The organism is Castellaniella sp., assembly GCF_041677825.1.
GTDB lineage: Bacteria > Pseudomonadota > Gammaproteobacteria > Burkholderiales > Burkholderiaceae_B > Castellaniella.
In genome coordinates, this window is the sequence record NZ_JBAYPG010000001.1 from 170,639 (window position 1) to 190,923 (window position 20,285).

Genomic DNA, 20,285 nt, shown 5'->3' on the forward strand with positions numbered 1-20,285 from the left:
TCTCCCGCATCAGGCAGAACTGGCCTGGATCATGAGCGCCTTCATGCGCCGTATGGCGGGCTCCCAGCCGTCGAATACGGCCTGCGCCACAATGGCGTGGCCAATATTCAGCTCGGCAATGCCCGGCAAGGCTGCAATCGCCTGCACGTTGTCATAGTGCAGGCCGTGCCCGGCATTGACCCGCAGGCCCTCGCCCACCGCCACCGCAATGGCCTGGCGCAAACGTTCGAGTTGCACGTGGCGGGCCTGCGGGTCGGCGGCATCGGCATACGCCCCCGTGTGCAGCTCGATGATGCCCGCACCGCAGCGAACTGCTGCCTGGATCTGATCGGCTTCCGGGTCGATGAACAGGGAGACCCGAATGCCCGCGCCGTGCAGGCGCTGTACGGCCGATTCGACTTCGGCTTCGTGGGAAGCCACGTCCAGCCCCCCTTCGGTCGTGAGTTCGAGCCGCTTTTCGGGTACCAGACAGACGTCCTGCGGCCGGACCTCGCAGGCGATCGCCAGCATTTCCGGGGTGATGGCACATTCGAGGTTCATGCGCGTGCGCACCGCCGCCCGAATCGCATGCACATCGGCGTCCTGGATATGACGCCGATCTTCACGCAAGTGCAGGGTAATGAGATCGGCCCCGGCGTCTTCCGCCCGCAGGGCGGCCTGCAGCGGATCTGGATAGGACACCAGCCGTTGCTGACGCAGTGTGGCCACATGATCGATATTGACACCAAGTTCCATCAGGACTCCTTTGCAGGGGCGGGCGGCTCATCTGCCGTATCTTCGCTGGCGCTGTCCTGCGCTGACCACCCGCCACCCAGCGCCTTGTAGAGGCCAACCCGATTGAACAGCGCCTCGGTGCCCAGCGCGATGAATTGCTGCTGTACGCCATACAGGCCGATTTGTGCTGTCTGTACCTGCAGAAAACTGTCCACACCGGTTTCATAGCGGACCTCCGAGAGATCCAGTGCCTTCAGGGCTGAGGCCTCGGACGCGCGCAGGGCATCGAGCTGGCGGCCATAGGTGGCTTCACCGGCCAGGCCATCGGCCACTTCGCGAAATGCAGTCTGGATCGTCTTTTCGTAGTTCGCAACCGCGACGTGCTCGCGCGCCTTGGCCAGATCGAGGTTGCCGCGAATGCCCCCGGAAAATATCGGCATGCTGATCTGGGGCGAAAACTGCCAATATCTCTGGCTGCCGCCAAACAGCGCGCCGAGTTCGGGGCTCGCGAACCCCAACAGGCCGGTGAGCGAGATATTCGGGAAAAATGCAGCACGTGCCGCCCCGATCTGGGCGTTGGCTGCCTTGAGGTCGTGCTCGGCGCCGATGATGTCGGGGCGGCGCTCGAGCAGTTGCGACGGCAGGCCGGGCGGGATGCGCTCGAGCAGCTGATCGCGCCCGTAGACCAGTGGTTCGGGCAGGTTTTCGGGGACTGGCATGCCGAGGATGAGCTGCAGGGCATTGTTGGCCAGCGCGATATTGCGCTCGGCCGCGACCAGATCGGCCATGACCGTATCCCGCTGCAGCTGCGCCTGGGCAAGATCGAGATCGGACGCCACCCCGACATCGAAGCGGGCCTGGACCAGATCGAGGGTGCCCTGGCGGGCCTGCAAGGTCTGTTCGGTGAGCGCCTGCATCGCCAGGCCGGAACGCAGCCTGAAATAGGCTTCGGCCATTTGCGCAACCAGCGCCAGCTGCACGGTGCGGCGCGCCTCTTCGGTGGACAGGTATTGCTGATAGGCGGCCTCGCTGAGATTGCGCACCCGGCCGAAGAAGTCGAGCTCGAACGAGGGGATGCCCACACCGGCGGAATAACTGCGGCTGACTGATTTTGCATCGGCGCCACCTGGCCGCATATCGGCCGGTGAGCGGGTGATCTGGCCAGACCCCTGTACCCCGATGACGGGCAGTCGTTCACTGTCGGCGATACCGAACTGGGCCCTGGCTTCTTCGACCCGGCCCATGGCGATGCGCAGGTCACGGTTGTTCTCGAGCGCATGCTGGATCAGCGCCCGCAAGCGTGGATCGAGGAAGAAATCCCGCCAGGCCGGCAGCTCGGCGGCATTGGCCTGCCCTGCCCCCTGCCCGGGGAAATGGCCCGGCACAGGCGCATCGGGACGTTCGTAGACTGGTGCCAGGGAACAGGCCGACAGGGCCAGACTCAACCCCACTACGAAGACCGGGCGCAAGGCAAAACCTGTCATGAGGACTCTCCTGTATGCCCGCTGTCGGCCACCGAAATATGAGGCGGCGCGTGACCCAGCAGCTTGGGCTTGGTCTTGAACAGTTTCAGTATCACCACGAAGAAGGTAGGCACGAACAGCACCGCCAGCGGGGTCGCAGCCAGCATGCCGCCCAGCACGCCAAGACCCACCGCATTCTGGCTGGCCGCACCGGCGCCCGTCGCCAGAACCAGGGGCAGCACCCCGAGAATGAAGGCGAACGATGTCATGAGAATGGGCCTGAAACGCAAGCGGGACGCTTCTACTGCAGAATCGATCAGGCTGGCTCCACTGGCGTACATGTCTTTGGCAAACTCGACAATCAGGATGGCATTCTTGGCCGACAGGCCGATGACCGTGACCATGCCCACCTGGAAATACACGTCGTTCGATTTCCCCATGAGCGCGCTGAGCATGACGGCACCCAGCATGCCCAGCGGCACGGCAAGCATCACCGACAACGGAATGGCCCAGCTTTCATACAGGGCCGCCAGCACCATGAACACCACGAGCACCGACAGGCCCAGCAATATGGCGGACTGGTTTCCGGCCTCGATTTCCTGGAATGAAAGCCCGGTCCATTCGTAACCCAGGCCTGGCGGCAGTTCGGCAATCAGGCGTTCCATCTCGGCCATGGCCTGCCCCGATGAATAGCCCGGTGCCGCAGAGCCACCAATGCGCACGGATTCGTAGCCATTGTAGCGTACGACCTGCACCGGGCCTTGTGTCCATTCGAGCGTGACGAAGGATGAAAGCGGCACCATGTCGCCCTGTGCATTGCGCGCATTGAGCTGCAGGATGTCGTCGGGATTCATGCGGGCCGCCGGCTCGGCCTGCACCCAGACATTCTGCACCCAGCCCTGATTCGTGAATTTGGTGATGTACGACGAGCCGATGGCGGTGGCCACCAGTTGGGCCACTTCAGAGAAGTCGACCCCCATCGCCGCCACCTTGTCGCGATCGATCTGTACCCGCAATTGCGGACCCGGCCCCAGGCCAGTGATGCGGGTCTGGGTCAGGATGGGGCTTTGCGATGCAAGCTGCAGCAACTGCTGGGCAGATGCCTGCAGGGTCTCCTGGCCCACGCCGCTGCGGTCTTCGAGACGCAGGTCGAACCCCGAGGCATTGCCCAGCGATGAGATGGCCGGCGGGATGATGGAAATGACCATGGCATCGGGCAGACCGAACATCAGCTTGCCCATGGCTTCCGCTGAAATGGCCTGGGCGGAGTTTGCCGGCCCCTTGCGGTCTTCGAATGGTTTCAGGGGCACGAAGGCGATCGCCGCGTTCAGGCCGTTGCCGTTGAAGCTGAAGCCCTGCACCGTAATGATGTTCTCGACCTGGGGCAGATGCATGAAATACTGTTCGACCTGCTCGATGATGCCTATCGTGCGGTTCGAGGTCGAGCCCGACGGCAGTTCGATGTTGGCGATCACGTAGCCCTGGTCTTCCTCGGGCAGGAATGACGTCGGCAAGCGCATGTACATCCAGCCCAGCACGCCGACCAGGATGATGAACACCAGCATCATGCGCACACCGCGCGTCAGGCTGCGCGCCACCCAGTGCGTGTAGCCGTGGGTAATGCGTTCGAACGAGCGGTTGAACCAGCCGAACACCCCACCCTTGCTCGCGTGCTGTCCCTTGGGTATGGGCTTGAGAATGGTCGCGCACAGGGCGGGCGTGAAACTGAGCGCCAGAAAGGCCGAAAACAGGATGGACACGGCCATGGCCACCGAAAACTGGCGATAGATGATGCCCACCGAACCGGACATGAACGCCAGCGGCAGAAACACCGTGGTCAATACCAGGGTAATGCCGACGATGGCCCCGCTGATCTGCGGCATGGCCTTCTTCGTGGCTTCCTTGGGGGACAGGCCTTCATCCACCATGATCCGTTCGACGTTCTCGACCACCACGATCGCATCATCGACCAGAATCCCGATCGCCAGCACCATGGCGAACATGGTCAGCACATTGATCGTGAACCCCAGCGCCAGCATGATCGCGAAGGCGCCCAATATGGCCACGGGCACCACGAGTGCGGGAATCAACGTATAGCGGACATTCTGCAGGAATACGAACATGACCACGAACACCAGCACCATGGCTTCGAACAGGGTATGCACCACCTGCTCGATCGAGGTCTCCACATAGGGCGAAGTGTCGTACGGAATCGCATATTCGATGTTGTCCGGAAAGAAACCGGCCAGTTCCTTCATCTTGGCCTTGGACAGCTGCGCCGTTTCGAGGGCGTTGGCCGTCGGCGTCAACGACAGGGCAAAGGCCGCGGTGGGCTTGCCGTTGAGTCGGGAGCCGAACTGGTAGTTGTCCGAGCCCAGTTCGACCTGTGCCACGTCGCGGATCCGGACCGTGGAACCATCGGTATTGGCGCGCAGGATGATGTTGCCGAATTCTTCGGGAGAATCGAGTTCACCCTCGACCAGCAGCGGCACGGCAACCTGCTGGGAGCCCGGATTGGGTGGAGCGCCCAGTGCCCCCCCCGAAATGACCAGGTTCTGCCGGGTGATCGCCTGATTGATGTCTCCCATGCCGAGCTTGTAGCCGACCAGCTTTTGCGGATCGACCCAGACGCGCATGGCCCGGCTGGATGCGAAAAGCTGGAACTTGCCCACCCCCTTGATGCGTGACATCGGATTCTGGATGTTGCGGGTGATGTAATCCGCCAGTTCGTCCTGCCCCATGGAGCCATCGGTGGACGATACGGTGACCACCATGAGAAAGCCGGAATTGGACTGGCTCACCTTCAGGCCCTGCTGCATGACAGCCGACGGCAGCCGCGCCGACACATTGGACAGGCGATTCTGCACGTCGACCTGCGCCATGTCGGGGTCCGTGCCGGATGCGAACGTGACGGTGATCTGCGCCTGGCCGTTGCTGTCGCTGACGGATTCGTAATACAGCAGCCCCTGGGCGCCATTGAGTTCGTTCTCGATGATGCTCGAGACACTGGTGGAGACTTCAGTGGCCGATGCACCCGGGTAGGTGGCGTTGATGTTGACTGTAGGCGGCGCAACCTCGGGGTATTGCGATACTGGCATGTTGGGAATGGCCAGCAGACCCGCCAGGGCAATGCCCAGGGCGACCACCCAGGCAAAGATCGGTCTGTCGATGAAAAACTGTGGCATGAATGCTCGCGAGAAAAGAAGGGATCAGCCGGCCTGCTGGCCTGCTGCCTCATTTTGACCCGAGCCGGACGCCGGATCTTTCCAGGGCATGGGCTGTACGGGTGCCCCGGGCCGGATCTTCTGAAAGCCGGCCACGACGAGCTGGTCACCCGCCTGCACGCCCTTGTACACGACATAGCCACCACCAGAGCGCGGCCCCAGCTGGACTGGCACATAGGCCGCCTTGCCATCCTGCACCAGCACCACCGTGCTCTTGCCGTCTGGCGTTCTCAGGATGGCCTGCTGGGGTACAACCAGCGCCTGGTCGTCAGCGCCCTGATCGAGCAATACACGGACATACAGCCCGGGCAGCAGCGTTTCTTCGGGGTTCGGAAACAAGGCCCGCAGATTGACCTGCCCGGTGCCCGGATCGACGGCAATGCCCGAGAACAGCAATGTGCCGTCATGATCATAGGGCTGACCATCGCCGAGCATGATGCTCACGCGGGAATTGCCGTGCGCATCAGGCCGGATCTCGCCACGGGCCACCTGGCTGCGCAGCGCCGCGATTTCGGACACCGGCTGGGTAATGTCGACATAGACTTCATTGAAACGGTGCACCGAGGCCAGCGTGGTGGCTGAAGACGCACTGACCAGCGCCCCCACGGTGACCTGTGCCTTGCCGATGCGTCCATCGATGGGTGAAGTGACCTGGGTATAGCCCAGATCGATCTCGGCCGCCTCGAGGACCGCCCGGGCCGCAGCCACGGCCGCTGCGGCCTGGCGCGCCTGGGCCTGTGCATTGTCGAAATCCTGCTGGCTGATGGCGTGATTCCTGATCAGCTTGGCATAGCGCTGCTCGAGCAGACGCGCCGAGAGATCGGCGGCTTCGGCATTCTTCAGCTGTGCAGCCGCCTGATCGCGCGCGGCCTGATACGGGGCCGGATCGATCACGAACAGCAGCTGCCCCGCCTTCACCACACTGCCCTGATCGAAATTGATCGATTTCACGATGCCCGTGACCCGGGCCCGGATTTCGGCGTCTTCGATGGCCAGAACGCGCCCGGGCAGATCAGCGGTGATCTGTGTCACTTGCGGCTGCAGTTCGATCACGCTGACAGGGATTTTCATCCCCCCTGCAGGCGCCTGGGGCGCCTGGCGATCACAGGCAGACAGGCCGAGCAGCATCACCAGAATGAAAAGACGCATGTGGCGCCCAGACGACCGCCTGTTGAAAATCATGAAAAAGACTCCGGTAAGGGCAGGGAAGGATCAAGTATAAAGGGAAACGGGAAAGCCCCTTCAACCCAGAAGGAGGCTGTCATCGGCCAGGATTTCCCCGCGCACCTGTTCGAACATCTCGAGCAGGTCCGGCACATCGAGCCCAGTGCGGGCGTCTCCCGAGACATCGAGCACGACTTTGCCATGGTGCAGCATGACGGTGCGCTCGCCCACATCGAGTGCCTGGCGCATGCTGTGGGTCACCATCATCGTCGTCAGGCCATGTTCGGCCACGATGCGCGAGGTGAGCTCGAGCACGAAACGCGCCGTACGCGGATCCAGTGCAGCCGTGTGTTCATCGAGCAGCAGAATGCGCGACGGGCGCAACGCCGCCATCAGCAGACTGACGGCCTGACGCTGCCCCCCGGAGAGCAGGCCGATGCGGTCCGTCAGACGATTTTCCAGGCCCAGCCCCAGCATGGCCAGCCGCTCGCGAAACAGCACGCGCATGTCGTCGCGCACCGCACGCCGCAAACTGCGGAACTGCCCCCGCCCCAGCGCCAGCGACATGTTCTCTTCGATGCTGAGGTTCTCGCACGTGCCGGCCATGGGGTCCTGGAAGACCCGGGCAACCTTGTGCGCCCGATCCCAGACGGCCAGGCCGGTGACATCTTCGCCGTCGATCAGGATGCGCCCCGAATCGATCGCCTGTTCGCCCGAAATGGCGTTCAGGAAGGTTGACTTGCCCGCCCCGTTCGAACCGATGACGGTGACGAACTGCCCCGTCGGGATGTCGAGGGACATGCCTCGCAGGGCCCGGGTTTCGATGGGCGTACCCGGATTGAAGGTCAGGTGCAGGTTTTGTGCGCTCAGCATGCTGTCAAGCCCTTTTCTTCTGCAGCCTCTGCTTGATGAGCGGAATGACCAGCGCCACCGTCACCAGAACCGCCGTGATGAGATTCAGATCCTGTGCCTTCAGGCCGATGAAATCCGCATTCAGCGCAAGCGCGACAAAAAACCGGTACAGCACGGCACCGAGTACGACGGCAAGGGTAATGATCACAAGCCGCCGCGAGGGCAGGATCGACTCGCCGATGATGACCGCAGCCAGCCCGATCACAATGGTGCCGATCCCCATGGAGATGTCCGCCCCCCCCTGTGACTGCGCAAACAGCGCGCCGGCCAGCCCGCACAGGGCATTGGAGAGGGCCATGCCCAGCAGCACCATGCGGCCGGTGTGGATGCCCTGCGCGCGCGCCATGCGCGGATTCGAGCCGGTCGAACGCATGGCCAGCCCGATTTGCGTGGCAAAGAACCAGTCGAGCAGCCATTTGGCCACCAGCACGATGAGCAGCAGGATCAGGGGACGGGCCACGTAGTCTTCCAGGCTGGCGGGCTGCAGCATCGTAAAGACCGTGGGCTCCATGATCAGCGGGATGTTGGGCGCATCCATGACGCGCAGATTGATCGAGTACAGGGCGATCATGACCAGAATGCTGGCCAGCAGGTCCATGATTTTCAGGCTGACATTCAACCAGCCCGTGACCATGCCGGCACAGGCCGCAGCAAATACGGCCGCCCCGGTCGCCAGAAAGGGGTCCGAGCCATGATGAATGAGGATGGCCGCGGTGGCGCCGCCCAACGGAAAACTGCCATCGACAGTGAGGTCGGGGAAATTCAGGATGCGAAATGAAATCAGCACGCCCAGGGCGACCAGGCTGAAAATCAGCCCGATCTCCAGGGCCCCCCACATCGAATAGACGGACATGATCTAGGCGGACACGGCTTGGACGGATCTTACTGGATCACCTGTGCAGCCGACTTGATCAGGGCCTCGGACAAGGTGACCCCCTGCTTTTCTGCAGCAGCCGGGTTGACGAACAGCTCGACCCGGGCGCTGGTTTCCGACGGGATATCGCCCGGCTTCTCGCCCTTCAGGATGCGCACGACCAGTTGCCCGGTCTGCAGCCCCAGGTCGTGGTAATTGACCCCCAGCGCCGCGATGGCGCCCCGCTTGACGCTGTCGGTGTCCGACGCGATCAGCGGGATCCGTGCCGAATCGGCCACTTTGACGAGTGATTCGAAGGCCGACACCACATTGTTGTCGGTGCTGGTATAGATCACGTCGACCTTGCCCACCAGACTGCGCGCTGCCGCGCCCACATCCACCGTACGCGCCGCAGACGCTTCGATCAGGGTCATGCCCGATTGCGGCAGAAGTTCACGCATCTGCTTGACCACCACCACCGAATTGGCCTCACCCGGGTTGTAGACCATGCCCACTTTTTTCGCATCGGGCACGATCTGCCGGATCAGTTCGACCTGCTTTTCAAGGGCCAGGGCATCGGACACCCCGGTGACGTTGGTACCCGAGGCATCCCAGGATGGCACCAGCTGCGCCGCGACGGGATCGGTGACGGCGGAATAGACGACCGGAATCTTCTTCGTGGCCGCGACCACCGCCTGCGCGGATGGCGTCGCGATGGCGACGATCACATCGGGATCGTCGCCCACGAACTTGCGTGCGATCTGGGCTGCAATGGCCGTATTGCCCTGCGCAGTCTGATACTGCCATTTGAGGCCCTTGGCCTCGGTATAGCCCGCCGTGGCCAGCGCCTGATGGACGCCGTCCTTGACGGAATCCAGTGCCGGATGCTCGACGATCGAGGTGACGGCCACGGACTGGGCCTGTACGCTGCCAGCAGCCATCAGACTGGCCAGTGCTGCAGCGCTGGCCAGCTGCCGAAAGGTGAAGGACAGATTCATGAGGAACTCCTGGGAGATTGCAGGGGATGATCCCTGAAAGTGCGTGAACTGGACAGGCGTGATTGTAGATCGGCCTGCACGACCGCCTGCACAAACTGGTGCATCTTGTGCGCATCCTTGAGGCCGGGCGCCGATTCGACGCCACTGCTGACATCCACCGCGTACGGCCTGCAGGCTGCCAGGCCTGCGGCTACGGTATCAGCCGTCAGGCCACCGGACAACACGACGGGGCGGGCACCCGGCATGACGACCACGTCCGACAGCAGGGCCAGATCGAACTTCAGGCCACTGCCGCCGTAAGCCGGGCTGTAGCTGTCGAAGAGCCAGGCAGACGCAGAGGTATATGCCGAACAAGTACCCGCGAGCTCTGCCGCCCCCGCCTGCCCTGGCGCCCCGACCCGGAATGCCTTGATATAGGGCAAGCCGAATGACGTACAGAAGGCCTCGGGCTCTTCACCGTGAAACTGCAGGATATCCGGCCGTAGCGTATCGGCCACGGCCTGCACGTCGGCGGCCTGCGCATTCGCGAACAGCGCAACCGTGGTCACGAAAGCCGGCACCTGGGCCCGCAGCCGCGCAGCGGCCTGCGTATCCAGATGGCGCGGGCTGGACGGATGGAACACCAGCCCTATGGCATCCACCCCGCAGCGGATTGCGGCCTGCAGGTCACTGGCGCGGGTCAGGCCGCAGATCTTGATGCGCGTGCGATCGTTCATTGAAAGGCCCCGCCCGGATCGTCGTCGAAATCATCCAGCCCGTAGGTGCTGTCCTGGCCGAAGGTCACCGTGGCTGGATCGATGACGGGTGCATCCCCCTTGTAGTGCGTGACCATGCCCGGAAAAACCAGTACGGCCGCCACCATCAGGATCTGGATAATGATGAACGGGATGGAACCCATGTAGATCTGCCCGGTCGTCACCTTGGCGATCAGCTGGCCGGTGACCCGGTCGTGATAGTCTTCCTTGGGTGCCACGGAACGCAGATAGAACAGGGCAAACCCGAACGGCGGGTGTACGAACGAGGTCTGCATGTTGACCGCGAGCAGCACCCCGAACCAGATCAGGTCAATACCCATTTTTTCGGCGACCGGGCCCAGCAGCGGCACGATGATGAACGCGAGTTCGAAGAAGTCGAGAAAGAAGGCCAGGAAGAAGGTCATGACACTGACCACCACCAGGAAGCCCAACTCGCCGCCTGGCACATGCAGCAGCAATTGCTCGACCCAGAGATCGCCGTTGATGCCCCTGAAGCTCAGGCTGAATATGGTCGACCCCACCAGGATGAAGACCACGAAACAGGACAATCGGGCGGTACTTTCCATGGCCTGGCGCAGCTGCCGCATGGAAAAACGGCCACGCGAGACCGCCATGACCAGCGCGCCGACGGCCCCCATCGCCCCCCCTTCGGTCGGTGTGGCCAGACCGATGAAGATCGTGCCCAGGACCAGAAAGATGAGTGCCAGTGGCGGAATCATCACAAACACGACGCGCTCGGCCAGCGCCGACAGGCGCTTCAGGCGCAACCACCGGTTGCCGAGCGCCATGACCAGCGCGGCACAGCCCCAGATCAGCAGGACGATGACGACCCGTTCGTCGACCGGGATGTTCTCATGGGTGCTGAAGTAGTGGTTGGAGCCCCAATAGGCGATGGCCGCGGCGATGAGTGTCAGCACCAGCAGAGAACGCAGCCCGCGGTGGCCATGTTCGTCCACGAAGCCGCGTGCTTCGGGCGGCAGGGCCGGGACATGCGACGGCCGCACGATGGCCACCAGAAGCACGTACGCCATGTAAGAGCCTGCGAGGATCAGCCCGGGCAACATGGCGCCCCGGTACATGTCCCCGATCGAGCGCCCCAATTGATCAGCCAGGATGATGAGCACCAGCGAGGGCGGTATGATCTGCGACAGGGTGCCCGAGGCCGCAATCACGCCCGAAGCCAGGCGGCGGTCGTACCCGTAGCGCAACATGATGGGCAGCGAGATCAGGCCCATTGAAATCACCGAGGCCGACACCACCCCTGTGGTGGCCGCCAGCAAGGCGCCCACGAAGACCACGGCGATGGCCAGCCCGCCCCGCAGGGGGCCAAACAACTGCCCCACGGTATCCAGCAGGTCTTCGGCCATGCCCGAGCGTTCGAGCACCAGGCCCATGAATGTGAAAAATGGTACGGCCAGCAAGGTATCGTTGCTGACGATGCCGAAAATGCGCTGCGGCAAGGCCTGGAACAGCAATGGACTCATCAGGTCCAGATCGATGGCCACCAGGCCGTAGAGCACGCCGGTCGCGGCCAGCGAAAAAGCCACCGGGAACCCCAGCAAGAGGAATACGATCAGGTTGAAGAACATGATCGGGGCCAGATTGCCGACGATGAATTCCATGGTTCAGTGCCCCTGGCCGTGCGCGGCCTGGCCTTGTTGCGCCAGCAGATCCTCGACCAGTGCTTCCTCGTCGGTCTTGCGGTCGGATACTTTCATGGGATTGGGGCACCGCCCGCGCAGGAAGCCAATGCATTTGATGAGGTGTGACAAGCCCGCGAGAATGAGCAGAAAGAAGCCGACGGGGATCAGCAGTTTCGCGGGCCAGCGGATCAGGCCAGCCGTGTTCGAGGAGAGTTCATGAAGTTCGAAGGACAGCCAGAAATAGGGAATGGACAGCCAGAATACGAGACAGGCCGCCGGCAGCAGAAAGAACAGCACGCCGAAGATCTCGATACCCACCTGCGTTTTTTCGGACAGCCTCTGAGAGAGGACATCGACGCGTACGTGTTCGTTGCGCAAAAAGGTATACCCCGCGGCCAACAGAAAAATGGCACCAAACAGATACCATTGCAACTCCAGCCAGGCATTCGAACTCAGGCTCAGGAATTTGCGGAATATCGCATTTCCGGCACTGACCAGCACCACCACCAGCACCAGCCATGTCACGGCCCGGCCGACCAGCGTATTGAGTGCATCCACCCAGCGAGACCACAGGAGTAGGAATTTCATGATGTTCCCAGCGAAGCAGCCGGGCACTTTTGGCGCCCTGCTCGAATAAACCGCTCAATTCTATACGAACCACCAGCCTGCCGACCTCGGTAATCCCCCGAACACGCTCAGAAAAACAAGGCAAGATGGTGCGCCAATGCCTGTCTGGGCGTCAACAGCGGCAGGCCGTGGCTTGCAGGATAACCGACATGAGCCAGATACAGCCCGTCGGCCATGAACGTCGGTGCCGCAAGCCGGCGGTCACGCTGTTCGAGCAAGTCTGCGGCCCATTCAGGCGGCCGGCGACCCCGGCCCACCATGAGCAGCACGCCCATCAGGTTGCGTACCATGTGGTGCAGGAAGGCATTGCCACGGAACTCGAACAGGAACCACCCCTGACGGCGTTCAACCGTCAGAGCATGCAGCGTTCGCACCGGACTCGCGGCCTGGCACTCGGATGCCCGGAAGGCGCTGAAGTCATGCTCACCCACCAGGTATCGGGCCGCTGCGCGCATGGCGGCCCCGTCGAGCGCATCATGGACCCAGCCCACCCGCCCCCGCAGGACCGGTGAGCGTACGGCGCTTGCGTTGAGCAGGTAGAGATAGGTGCGGTTCTGCGCCTCGAAGCGCGCGTGAAACAGCTCGCTTACCGGGCGTGCCCATTGCACGGCGACGGCATCGGGCAGCAGGGCATTGACGCCACGAACCCAGGATTCCATGCGGCGTTCGGCCTGAACATCGATGTGAATGACTTGCTGCAGGGCATGTACGCCCGCGTCGGTGCGCCCCGCACAGATGGTAGCGCAGCGGGCCCCGCCTAGAAAACGCTGCAACGCAGCTTCCACGGCATCCTGCACCCCCTTGCCGGCTGGCTGGGTTTGCCACCCATGCCAGCCCTGACCGTTATAGGACAGGCCCAGAGCGATGCGCGCCATGGGCGCCCTACTTGAGGTCGAGGTCGATATCCCGGATCTTTTCACTGACCATGGACTGCGCCTGGCTGGCTTCGAGCGCGGCAGCCTCGCGCGCCTTGCTGGCCTTGCGCAAGACCCAGGCAAAGATCAGGACCAGCAGGACGAGCACCCCGGACAGGAGTTTGACGACATGCTGTTGCCACCATGATTCGGGGCCCGATGCAGGGGCCTGTGGCGTGGCGGCCGCCGTTTTCGGCGTACCTTCGGCCGGCTGGGGCAGCTTGATGACGGCCCCCGAGCCTGCGGCCTGGGTGCCTGGCGCGCCGGATACCGAATCGATCGTGCTCGCCGAGCCTGCCGCACCCGGTGCACCCGCTGGTTCTGCCGATTGCGGCACGCTTGCCGGGGCGGTGGCGTCGGCGGGTGCCGCGGCATGCCCGGGGCCCGCTTCGGCCGAGCGGGCAGACCCGTCCGTGACGGCGGCCCCAGCACTGCGCGCGGCGTCTGTGGCGCCTGCCGACTTGCGGGCATCACCTGTCTTTGCGTCGCCCGCATCGGGCCTGGCGAGTCTACCATCCGCCGGCCCCCGGGCGTCCGCAGGGCCGGCATCCACCGCCGAGGCACTGGCCTCGCCGCCATCGACCGCTTCGGCAGCGCCACTGGCCACCCTGGAACCGCCATCGACCTCTTCGGCAGCGCGTGCGGCAGGGTGGGTCTCCCTGGCCAAAACACCAGCCTCGCTGGCATTGCCAGCCGCTTCGTCAGCGCCCGCCGTCGTACGCTGCCCTGAGCCGGCGGCGACGCCTTCGGGACCTGCGACGCCCTGCGCTCGCTCGCCAGCCACTGGAGTACCTGCAGCACCTGAATCCGCCGCGACGCCTTCGGGACCAGCGACACCCTGCGCACGGCCGACGTCCTCTGGGGTGCCTGCGGCGCCTGAACCCGTGGCGACGCTTTCGGGACTTGCAGCACCCTGCACACGTTCAACGTCCTCTGGGGTGCCTGAGGCGCCTGAATCCGCGGCATCCGCCATGGCGGCGCCTGCCGCTCCGGTGCCTTCCGTTGGCGCCGCCGTACCTGTGGCATCGGGCATCCCGACGCCAGCCGGGCCAGCCGGGGCGGACTGTTGTGCGGGTTCGTCCGAAGAATCGCCCATGACATCAGCGAGGTGCCCCAGAGAACTGCCCAGGCTCTCGACGCCCTGCACAATGGCCGCACGGGCGGCTTCCCCCTGTGCCTTGAGGGCCTGATCCAGATGCTTGATGTTGTCTTCGAGCTGGCTGATGCGGGACTTGGTCTCTTCGAGCGCATGCTCACGCGCCGTGGCGGTGTCCGGATCTTCGGCGGCCCTGGTGGCATCGATGCCTGCCGCCGCGGATGAGGAATCGGCTGCAGACGGGCCCGGGCCAGCAGAGCCGTTGGCTGAATCACCCGATGCAGGGGCAGCCTCGTTCGTGGCACCATGACCCGATGCCGCAGCCTGGACACCGCCGGCCACCGACGAATCAGGCATCTGGCCTGCCCCCCCCTGCCCGGATGCCACAGCCCCATGCGAGCGCGCTGCATCAGGCACCGGCCCCGTATCCGACAGGACCGACGGCCTCGAGATCGCGTCTGCGCCCGCCAGGGCGGCCGGACCAATCGAAGCCCCGGATGCCGCCGACCCCGACCGGAGCGCGTGGTCGGAATCCGCACTGGCTGCAGGCGCAGCAGGTTCCGTCAGGCGCAAGCGGTCTTGCGTCTCGGGCACGGACAACGCCGGAGGCTGCACCGGTGCATTCGATGCGGGCGCTTCGACCGCCTGCGCCTGGCTGGCCATCGCACGGTCGATGGCAGCCATGCTGGGCACCGAATCTGCCATCGAACCACGCAAGCGCTTGAAGGCTGCGACATGGGCCATGAACTGACGCCGGGCCTCGGCATCGGAAATGGACAGAATTTCCGCCAGATCGGGCATCTGCAGCGTAGCGCCTGCACGCACCAGATTGACGTTGTCATGGATGAAGGCGCGCGGGTTCACGCGCTGAAACGCCATCATGAGCTGATAGATGGACGCGCCTTGCGGGACACGGTAGCGGCTGATCTTGAACAGATTGTCGCCGCGCTTGACGAGTATGGCTTCTGCCGGGGGCTGCGCGTGCGCGGATGACGTGGAGGCACCACGCGAGCCGGCGCCCAGCCCCGCTGAGGCCCCTTTGCCCGGCGCAGGCGACACCAGAGACACCTGATAGCGCTGCTGGCCACTGGCCGTGGAGACATCGAGCAGCAGATCGGCCAGATCGGCCACGAAGGGACGATCGGAGGACACACGCAGCACCCTTCTGTCGCCTCCGGCAGCCGATGGCACCACCGAAACCTGCAGGCTGTCGAGTGCCACAGGTGGCGTCAGACCCGCTGCCTGCCATTCGACAGCCGGTGCGGGGCGAGCCGAGAGCGTATCCTGATCGGCCTGTGTGAGGTCGGACACTGGAATCAGCACCAGGAAAGGTTCGCCCGCAACGGACGCCAGCCGCGCGTGACCGAACGATGCCGCATGCGCTGCCCCGGCCGCCAGAAGGCTGCTGCCCAGCACGCCAATGGCCAGGCAGCCTGTGGAAAGATGACGAAATCGTGACAGGCGGCGGGCCGTGATGTTCATTCAGAGTTCACCCAGAGCAATACGCAACATGCGTCGTAGTGGTTCGGCAGCACCCCACAGGAGTTGATCACCTACGGTGAAGGCGCTGAGATACTGCGGCCCCATGGACATCTTGCGCAAGCGGCCAACGGGAATATCTAGAGTACCAGTGACCGCCACGGGTGTCAGGTCGCGCATGGAGGACTCTTTTTCATTCGGAATCAGCCGGGCCCATTCGGTGCCGCTGCGCACCGCCCGTTCGATTTCAGCGAGCGGAATGTCTGCGCGCAGCTTGATGGTCAATGCCTGACTGTGGCAGCGCATGGCGCCGATGCGCACGCACAGGCCATCGACGGGGATCGGATCACCCCCCCCTGAACCCCGTCCGAGAATCTTGTTGGTTTCGGCACCGCCCTTCCATTCTTCGCGTGAAACACCGTTGCCCAGATCCTTGTCGATCCAGGGAATCAGGCTGCCCCCCAACGGGACGCCGAAGTGTTCCTGCGGCAGGTCGCCTGCCTGCTGGGCATGCAGCACCCCACGATCGATTTCCAGTATGGCGGATGCCGGGTCATCGAGCAGCGGGCGCACGGATTGATTGAGCAAGCCAAACTGGACCAGAAGCTCGCGCATGTGGCGCGCGCCCCCGCCCGAGGCCGCCTGGTAGGTCATGGAACTCAGCCATTCGACCATGTCGGCCTTGAACAGCCCGGCCAGCCCCATCAACATGCAGCTGACCGTGCAATTGCCGCCGATGAAGTCGCGCACTCCGCGCTGCATCGCAGCATCGATGACCGGGCGGTTGACCGGGTCGAGCACGATGACCGCATCGTCTTTCATGCGCAGCGTACTGGCGGCATCGATCCAGATGCCGCCCCAGCCCGCCGAACGCAGCGCCGGGTAGACCGCCGAGGTGTAATCGCCACCCTGGGTGGACAGAATGATGGGCAGCTTCTGCAGGGCGGCGATGTCGTGCGCATCCTGCAGCGGGCCCGTGCCGTCGGCCCAGCGCGGTGCCCTGCCGCCGGCGTTGCTGGTTGAAAAGAATACCGGCTCGAACAGTGAGAAATCATTCTCTTCGCGCATGCGCTGCATGAGCACGGAACCCACCATGCCGCGCCATCCCACCAAACCAACTGCCTGAACCATGAAAATCTGCCCGAAACAAAAAGCGAAACTGCGTTGAACGCACTGAATCCTTCTATTTTAATGCTTTCAGCACAGCATCGCCCATTTCGGTGGTCGACACCCGGATCGTGCCCGGCTCATGGAGGTCTGGCGTGCGCAAACCCTGGGCCAGAACCTGCCCGACCGCCTGCTCGATACGCCGGGCAGCGGCGGACTGATCGAGCGAATGCCGCAGCATCATGGCCACTGACAGGATCATCGCCAGCGGATTGGCCTCGTTCTTGCCGGCGATGTCGGGGGCCGACCCGTGACAGGGCTCGTACAGGCCCTGACGGCTCGCATTCAGTGATGCCGAAGGCAACATGCCAATGGAGCCCGTCAGCATGGCTGCCTCGTCGGACAGGATGTCGCCGAAGAGGTTCCCCGTGACGATCACATCGAACGCCTTGGGGGCCTTGACCAGTTGCATGGCGGCGTTGTCCACATACATGTGGCTGAGCTCGACCTGGGGGTATTCGCGGGCCACCTCGATCACGGTGCTGCGCCACAACTGGGACGTCTCGAGCACGTTGGACTTGTCGACGCTGCACAGCCTGCCCTGGCGCCGGGCGGCCGCCTGGAAGGCGACATGGGCAATGCGACGGATTTCCCCTTGCGCATAATGCATGGTGTCGTAGCCCTGCTTCTGGCCCGCCCAAGGTCCCTCTTCGAGGACGCGCACGCCGCGCGGCTGACCAAAGTAGATGTCGCCAGTCAGCTCACGCACGATGAGGATGTCGAGCCCGGAAACAATCTCGGGCTTGAGCGAAGACGCATTGGCCAGTTCTTCGTACAGAATGGCCGGCCGCAGGTTGGCGAACAGGCCCAGTGCCTTGCGCAGGCCCAGTACGGCTTGTTCGGGTCTCAGGGCGCGGTCGAGCTGGTCGTATTTCCAGTCGCCCACGGCACCGAACAGAATGGCATCCGCTGAACGCGCCAGTTCGAGCGTGGCATCGGGCAGCGGGTGGCCAGCGACGTCATAGGCCGCCCCGCCAACGGGCGCCTGCTGAAGGTCGAGCCCCAGATCCAGGGCCTCGAGCACCCGCACGGCCTGTGCGGTGATTTCGGGCCCGATGCCATCGCCCGGCAATACAGCAATACGAACAGTCATGTTTCATCCATCATGAGTACCGGACATCACACCATTGCAAAACGAAAGCCATGGCGCGGTTTTCATCGAGCAGTCTTGTCGAGCCACGGGTGGCGCGCCAGCCGGGCGGCCTCGAAGGCGCGGATCTGGTCGGCGTGCAGCAGCGTCTGGCCGATTTCATCCAGGCCCTTGAGCAGGGATTCCTTGCGGTAGGCATCGACTTCGAACGACCAGACAGAACCGTCTGGTGCAGTGACCTGCTGGGCCGCGAGGTCGATCGCAAGCTGGAAACCCGGCGTGGCCTCGACCGCCTTGAACAGCCCGGCAACGACGTCTTCGGGCAGAATCACCGGCAACAATCCGTTCTTGAAGCTGTTGTTGAAGAAGATATCCGCGTACGAGGGGGCAACCAGCGCCCGGAAGCCGTACTGCTGCAGGGCCCACGGCGCGTGCTCACGGCTGGAACCGCAACCGAAGTTGCGCCGGCACAACAGAATGGAGGCCCCCTGGTAGCGCGGCTGATTGAGGACGAAATCCGGGTTCAGCGGCCGCGTGGTGTTGTCCATGCCCGGCTCGCCGTGATCCAGGTAACGCAGTTCATCGAACAGGTTCGGGCCGAAGCCGGTACGCTTGATGGATTTGAGAAACTGCTTCGGGATGATGAGATCGGTATCGACATTCTCGCGGTCGAGCGGGGCCACCAGCCCCTGATGCTGGGTGAAGGCTTGCATGGTCATTCCTGGGAAAAAGAACGTACATCGACAAAATGACCCGCCACAGCGGCAGCGGCGGCCATGGCGGGGCTGACCAGGTGGGTGCGCCCGCCCTGCCCCTGGCGGCCCTCGAAATTGCGGTTCGACGTGGACGCACAGCGCTCTCCGGGCTCGAGCCGGTCTGCATTCATGGCCAGGCACATGGAGCACCCGGGCTCACGCCACTCGAACCCGGCATCCAGAAACAAGCGATCGAGCCCTTCCTGCTCGGCCTGGGCCTTCACCAGACCTGATCCGGGTACCACCATGGCCAGTTTGACGTTGCCGGCCACGCGACGCCCGCGGATCACGGCCGCGGCCGCGCGCAGGTCTTCGATGCGCGCGTTGGTGCATGAACCAATGAACACCTTGTCGATGAAGATGTCGGTCATGGCCGTGCCGGGCTCGAGCGCCATGTACTGCAAGGCCCGCTCCATGCCCTTGCGACGCCCCGGGCTGTCGGCCCCCTGGGGATCAGGCACCCGGCCCTTGACGGAGGTCACCATTTCGGGAGACGTACCCCAGCTGACCTGGGGCTCGATCTGCGAAGCGTCGATCTCGACCACCCGGTCGAACTGCGCGTCCGGATCCGAATGCAGGGTCTGCCAATAGGCCACGGCCTGGTCCCACAGCGCCCCTTCGGGCGCGTACGGCCGCCCGCGGAAGTAATCGATCGTGGTCTGGTCGACCGCGATCATGCCCGAGCGCGCGCCAGCCTCGATGGCCATGTTGCAGATGGTCATGCGGCCCTCCATGGACAGGGCGCGCACGGCGCTGCCGCCAAATTCGATGGCGTGCCCCGTGCCGCCTGCCGTACCGATCTGACCAATGACATACAGGATCAGATCCTTGGCCGTGCAACCGAATGGCAGGTCGCCTTCGACCTTGACCAGCATGTTGCGGCTTTTTTTCATGAGCAGCGTCTGGGTGGCCAGTACGTGCTCGACTTCCGAGGTGCCGATGCCGAAGGCCAGTGCCCCCATCGCCCCGTGCGTGCTCGTGTGGGAATCACCGCAGACCACCGTCATGCCAGGCAGCGTGGCGCCTTGCTCTGGGCCGATGATGTGCACGATGCCCTGGCGGGGGTCATCCATGCGGAATTCGGTGATGCCCCATGTTTCGCAATTTTCATCCAGCGTATCGACCTGCAGGCGGGAGATGGGATCCTGGATGCCCTGGCTGCGATCGGTGGTCGGTACATTGTGATCGGCAACGGCAAGATTGGCCGCCACCCGCCAGGGCTTGCGTCCGGCCAGCGCCAGGCCTTCGAAAGCCTGCGGACTGGTGACTTCGTGGACCAGATGCCGGTCGATATACAGAATGCAGGTCCCGTCGGGCCCCTGATGCACCACATGGGCATCCCAGAGCTTGTCGTACAGTGTCTGTGACATGGTCATGAACTCGAAACGTCGGTGAAACGCTCATTATGCCAAGATCGTCAGCGCCCACAAG

The 20,285-nt window shown here is 63.7% G+C and carries 16 protein-coding genes; all 16 read right to left on the reverse strand.

Annotation, left to right across the window (positions count from 1 at the left end; all coding sequences use genetic code 11):
* Positions 1–9: 9 nt before the first annotated feature.
* The 16 genes from pdxJ to leuC all read right to left on the reverse strand — a co-directional run bounded on the left by pdxJ (position 10) and on the right by leuC (position 20,224).
* The gene (pdxJ, locus tag WCY17_RS00760; RefSeq protein WP_372700310.1) at positions 10–738 is read right to left on the reverse strand and encodes a pyridoxine 5'-phosphate synthase; all 729 of its coding nucleotides are present in this window, start codon (positions 736–738) and stop codon (positions 10–12) included.
* Complete coding sequence (locus WCY17_RS00765; protein ID WP_372700250.1) at positions 735–2,198, reverse strand: efflux transporter outer membrane subunit; 1,464 nt, start codon at positions 2,196–2,198, stop codon at positions 735–737. Before WCY17_RS00765 ends, pdxJ begins: the two co-directional genes overlap by 4 nt.
* A complete protein-coding gene (locus WCY17_RS00770) occupies positions 2,195–5,362 on the reverse strand; it encodes a multidrug efflux RND transporter permease subunit (protein ID WP_372700251.1) in 3,168 nt (1,055 codons plus the stop codon). Before WCY17_RS00770 ends, WCY17_RS00765 begins: the two co-directional genes overlap by 4 nt.
* Positions 5,363–5,386: 24 nt before the next feature.
* Complete coding sequence (locus tag WCY17_RS00775) at positions 5,387–6,550, reverse strand: efflux RND transporter periplasmic adaptor subunit (protein ID WP_372700252.1); 1,164 nt, start codon at positions 6,548–6,550, stop codon at positions 5,387–5,389.
* A gap of 93 nt (positions 6,551–6,643) precedes the next feature.
* Positions 6,644–7,438: an ABC transporter ATP-binding protein gene (locus WCY17_RS00780; RefSeq protein WP_372700253.1), complete on the reverse strand. Its 795-nt coding sequence runs from the start codon at positions 7,436–7,438 to the stop codon at positions 6,644–6,646.
* 4 nt (positions 7,439–7,442) lie between these two features.
* Entirely contained in the window at positions 7,443–8,330 is an 888-nt protein-coding gene (locus WCY17_RS00785) for an ABC transporter permease (RefSeq protein ID WP_372700254.1), read from the reverse strand.
* Between the two features lie 29 nt (positions 8,331–8,359).
* Positions 8,360–9,271 (reverse strand): ABC transporter substrate-binding protein, encoded by a 912-nt coding sequence (locus WCY17_RS00790; protein WP_372700311.1) that lies wholly within the window; start codon positions 9,269–9,271, stop codon positions 8,360–8,362.
* 53 nt (positions 9,272–9,324) lie between these two features.
* On the reverse strand, positions 9,325–10,044 hold the full coding sequence (locus WCY17_RS00795) for a phosphoribosylanthranilate isomerase (protein ID WP_372700255.1): 720 nt from the start codon (positions 10,042–10,044) through the stop codon (positions 9,325–9,327).
* Positions 10,041–11,705, reverse strand: coding sequence for a TRAP transporter large permease subunit (locus tag WCY17_RS00800; RefSeq protein WP_372700256.1), 1,665 nt, complete (start codon positions 11,703–11,705; stop codon positions 10,041–10,043). Before WCY17_RS00800 ends, WCY17_RS00795 begins: the two co-directional genes overlap by 4 nt.
* A 3-nt stretch (positions 11,706–11,708) precedes the next feature.
* A complete protein-coding gene (locus WCY17_RS00805) occupies positions 11,709–12,314 on the reverse strand; it encodes a TRAP transporter small permease subunit (protein WP_372700257.1) in 606 nt (201 codons plus the stop codon).
* A 107-nt stretch (positions 12,315–12,421) separates the two neighbouring features.
* A complete protein-coding gene (gene truA, locus WCY17_RS00810) occupies positions 12,422–13,228 on the reverse strand; it encodes a tRNA pseudouridine(38-40) synthase TruA (RefSeq protein WP_372700258.1) in 807 nt (268 codons plus the stop codon).
* A 7-nt stretch (positions 13,229–13,235) separates the two neighbouring features.
* Complete coding sequence (locus WCY17_RS00815) at positions 13,236–15,845, reverse strand: FimV/HubP family polar landmark protein (RefSeq protein WP_372700259.1); 2,610 nt, start codon at positions 15,843–15,845, stop codon at positions 13,236–13,238.
* The gene (gene asd / locus WCY17_RS00820; protein ID WP_372700260.1) at positions 15,846–16,973 is read right to left on the reverse strand and encodes an aspartate-semialdehyde dehydrogenase; all 1,128 of its coding nucleotides are present in this window, start codon (positions 16,971–16,973) and stop codon (positions 15,846–15,848) included.
* Between the two features lie 52 nt (positions 16,974–17,025).
* A complete protein-coding gene (gene leuB, locus WCY17_RS00825) occupies positions 17,026–18,102 on the reverse strand; it encodes a 3-isopropylmalate dehydrogenase (RefSeq protein ID WP_372700261.1) in 1,077 nt (358 codons plus the stop codon).
* Between the two features lie 62 nt (positions 18,103–18,164).
* Positions 18,165–18,812 (reverse strand): 3-isopropylmalate dehydratase small subunit, encoded by a 648-nt coding sequence (gene leuD / locus WCY17_RS00830; protein ID WP_372700262.1) that lies wholly within the window; start codon positions 18,810–18,812, stop codon positions 18,165–18,167.
* A 2-nt stretch (positions 18,813–18,814) separates the two neighbouring features.
* A complete protein-coding gene (gene leuC / locus WCY17_RS00835) occupies positions 18,815–20,224 on the reverse strand; it encodes a 3-isopropylmalate dehydratase large subunit (RefSeq protein ID WP_372700263.1) in 1,410 nt (469 codons plus the stop codon).
* Positions 20,225–20,285: the final 61 nt, after the last annotated feature.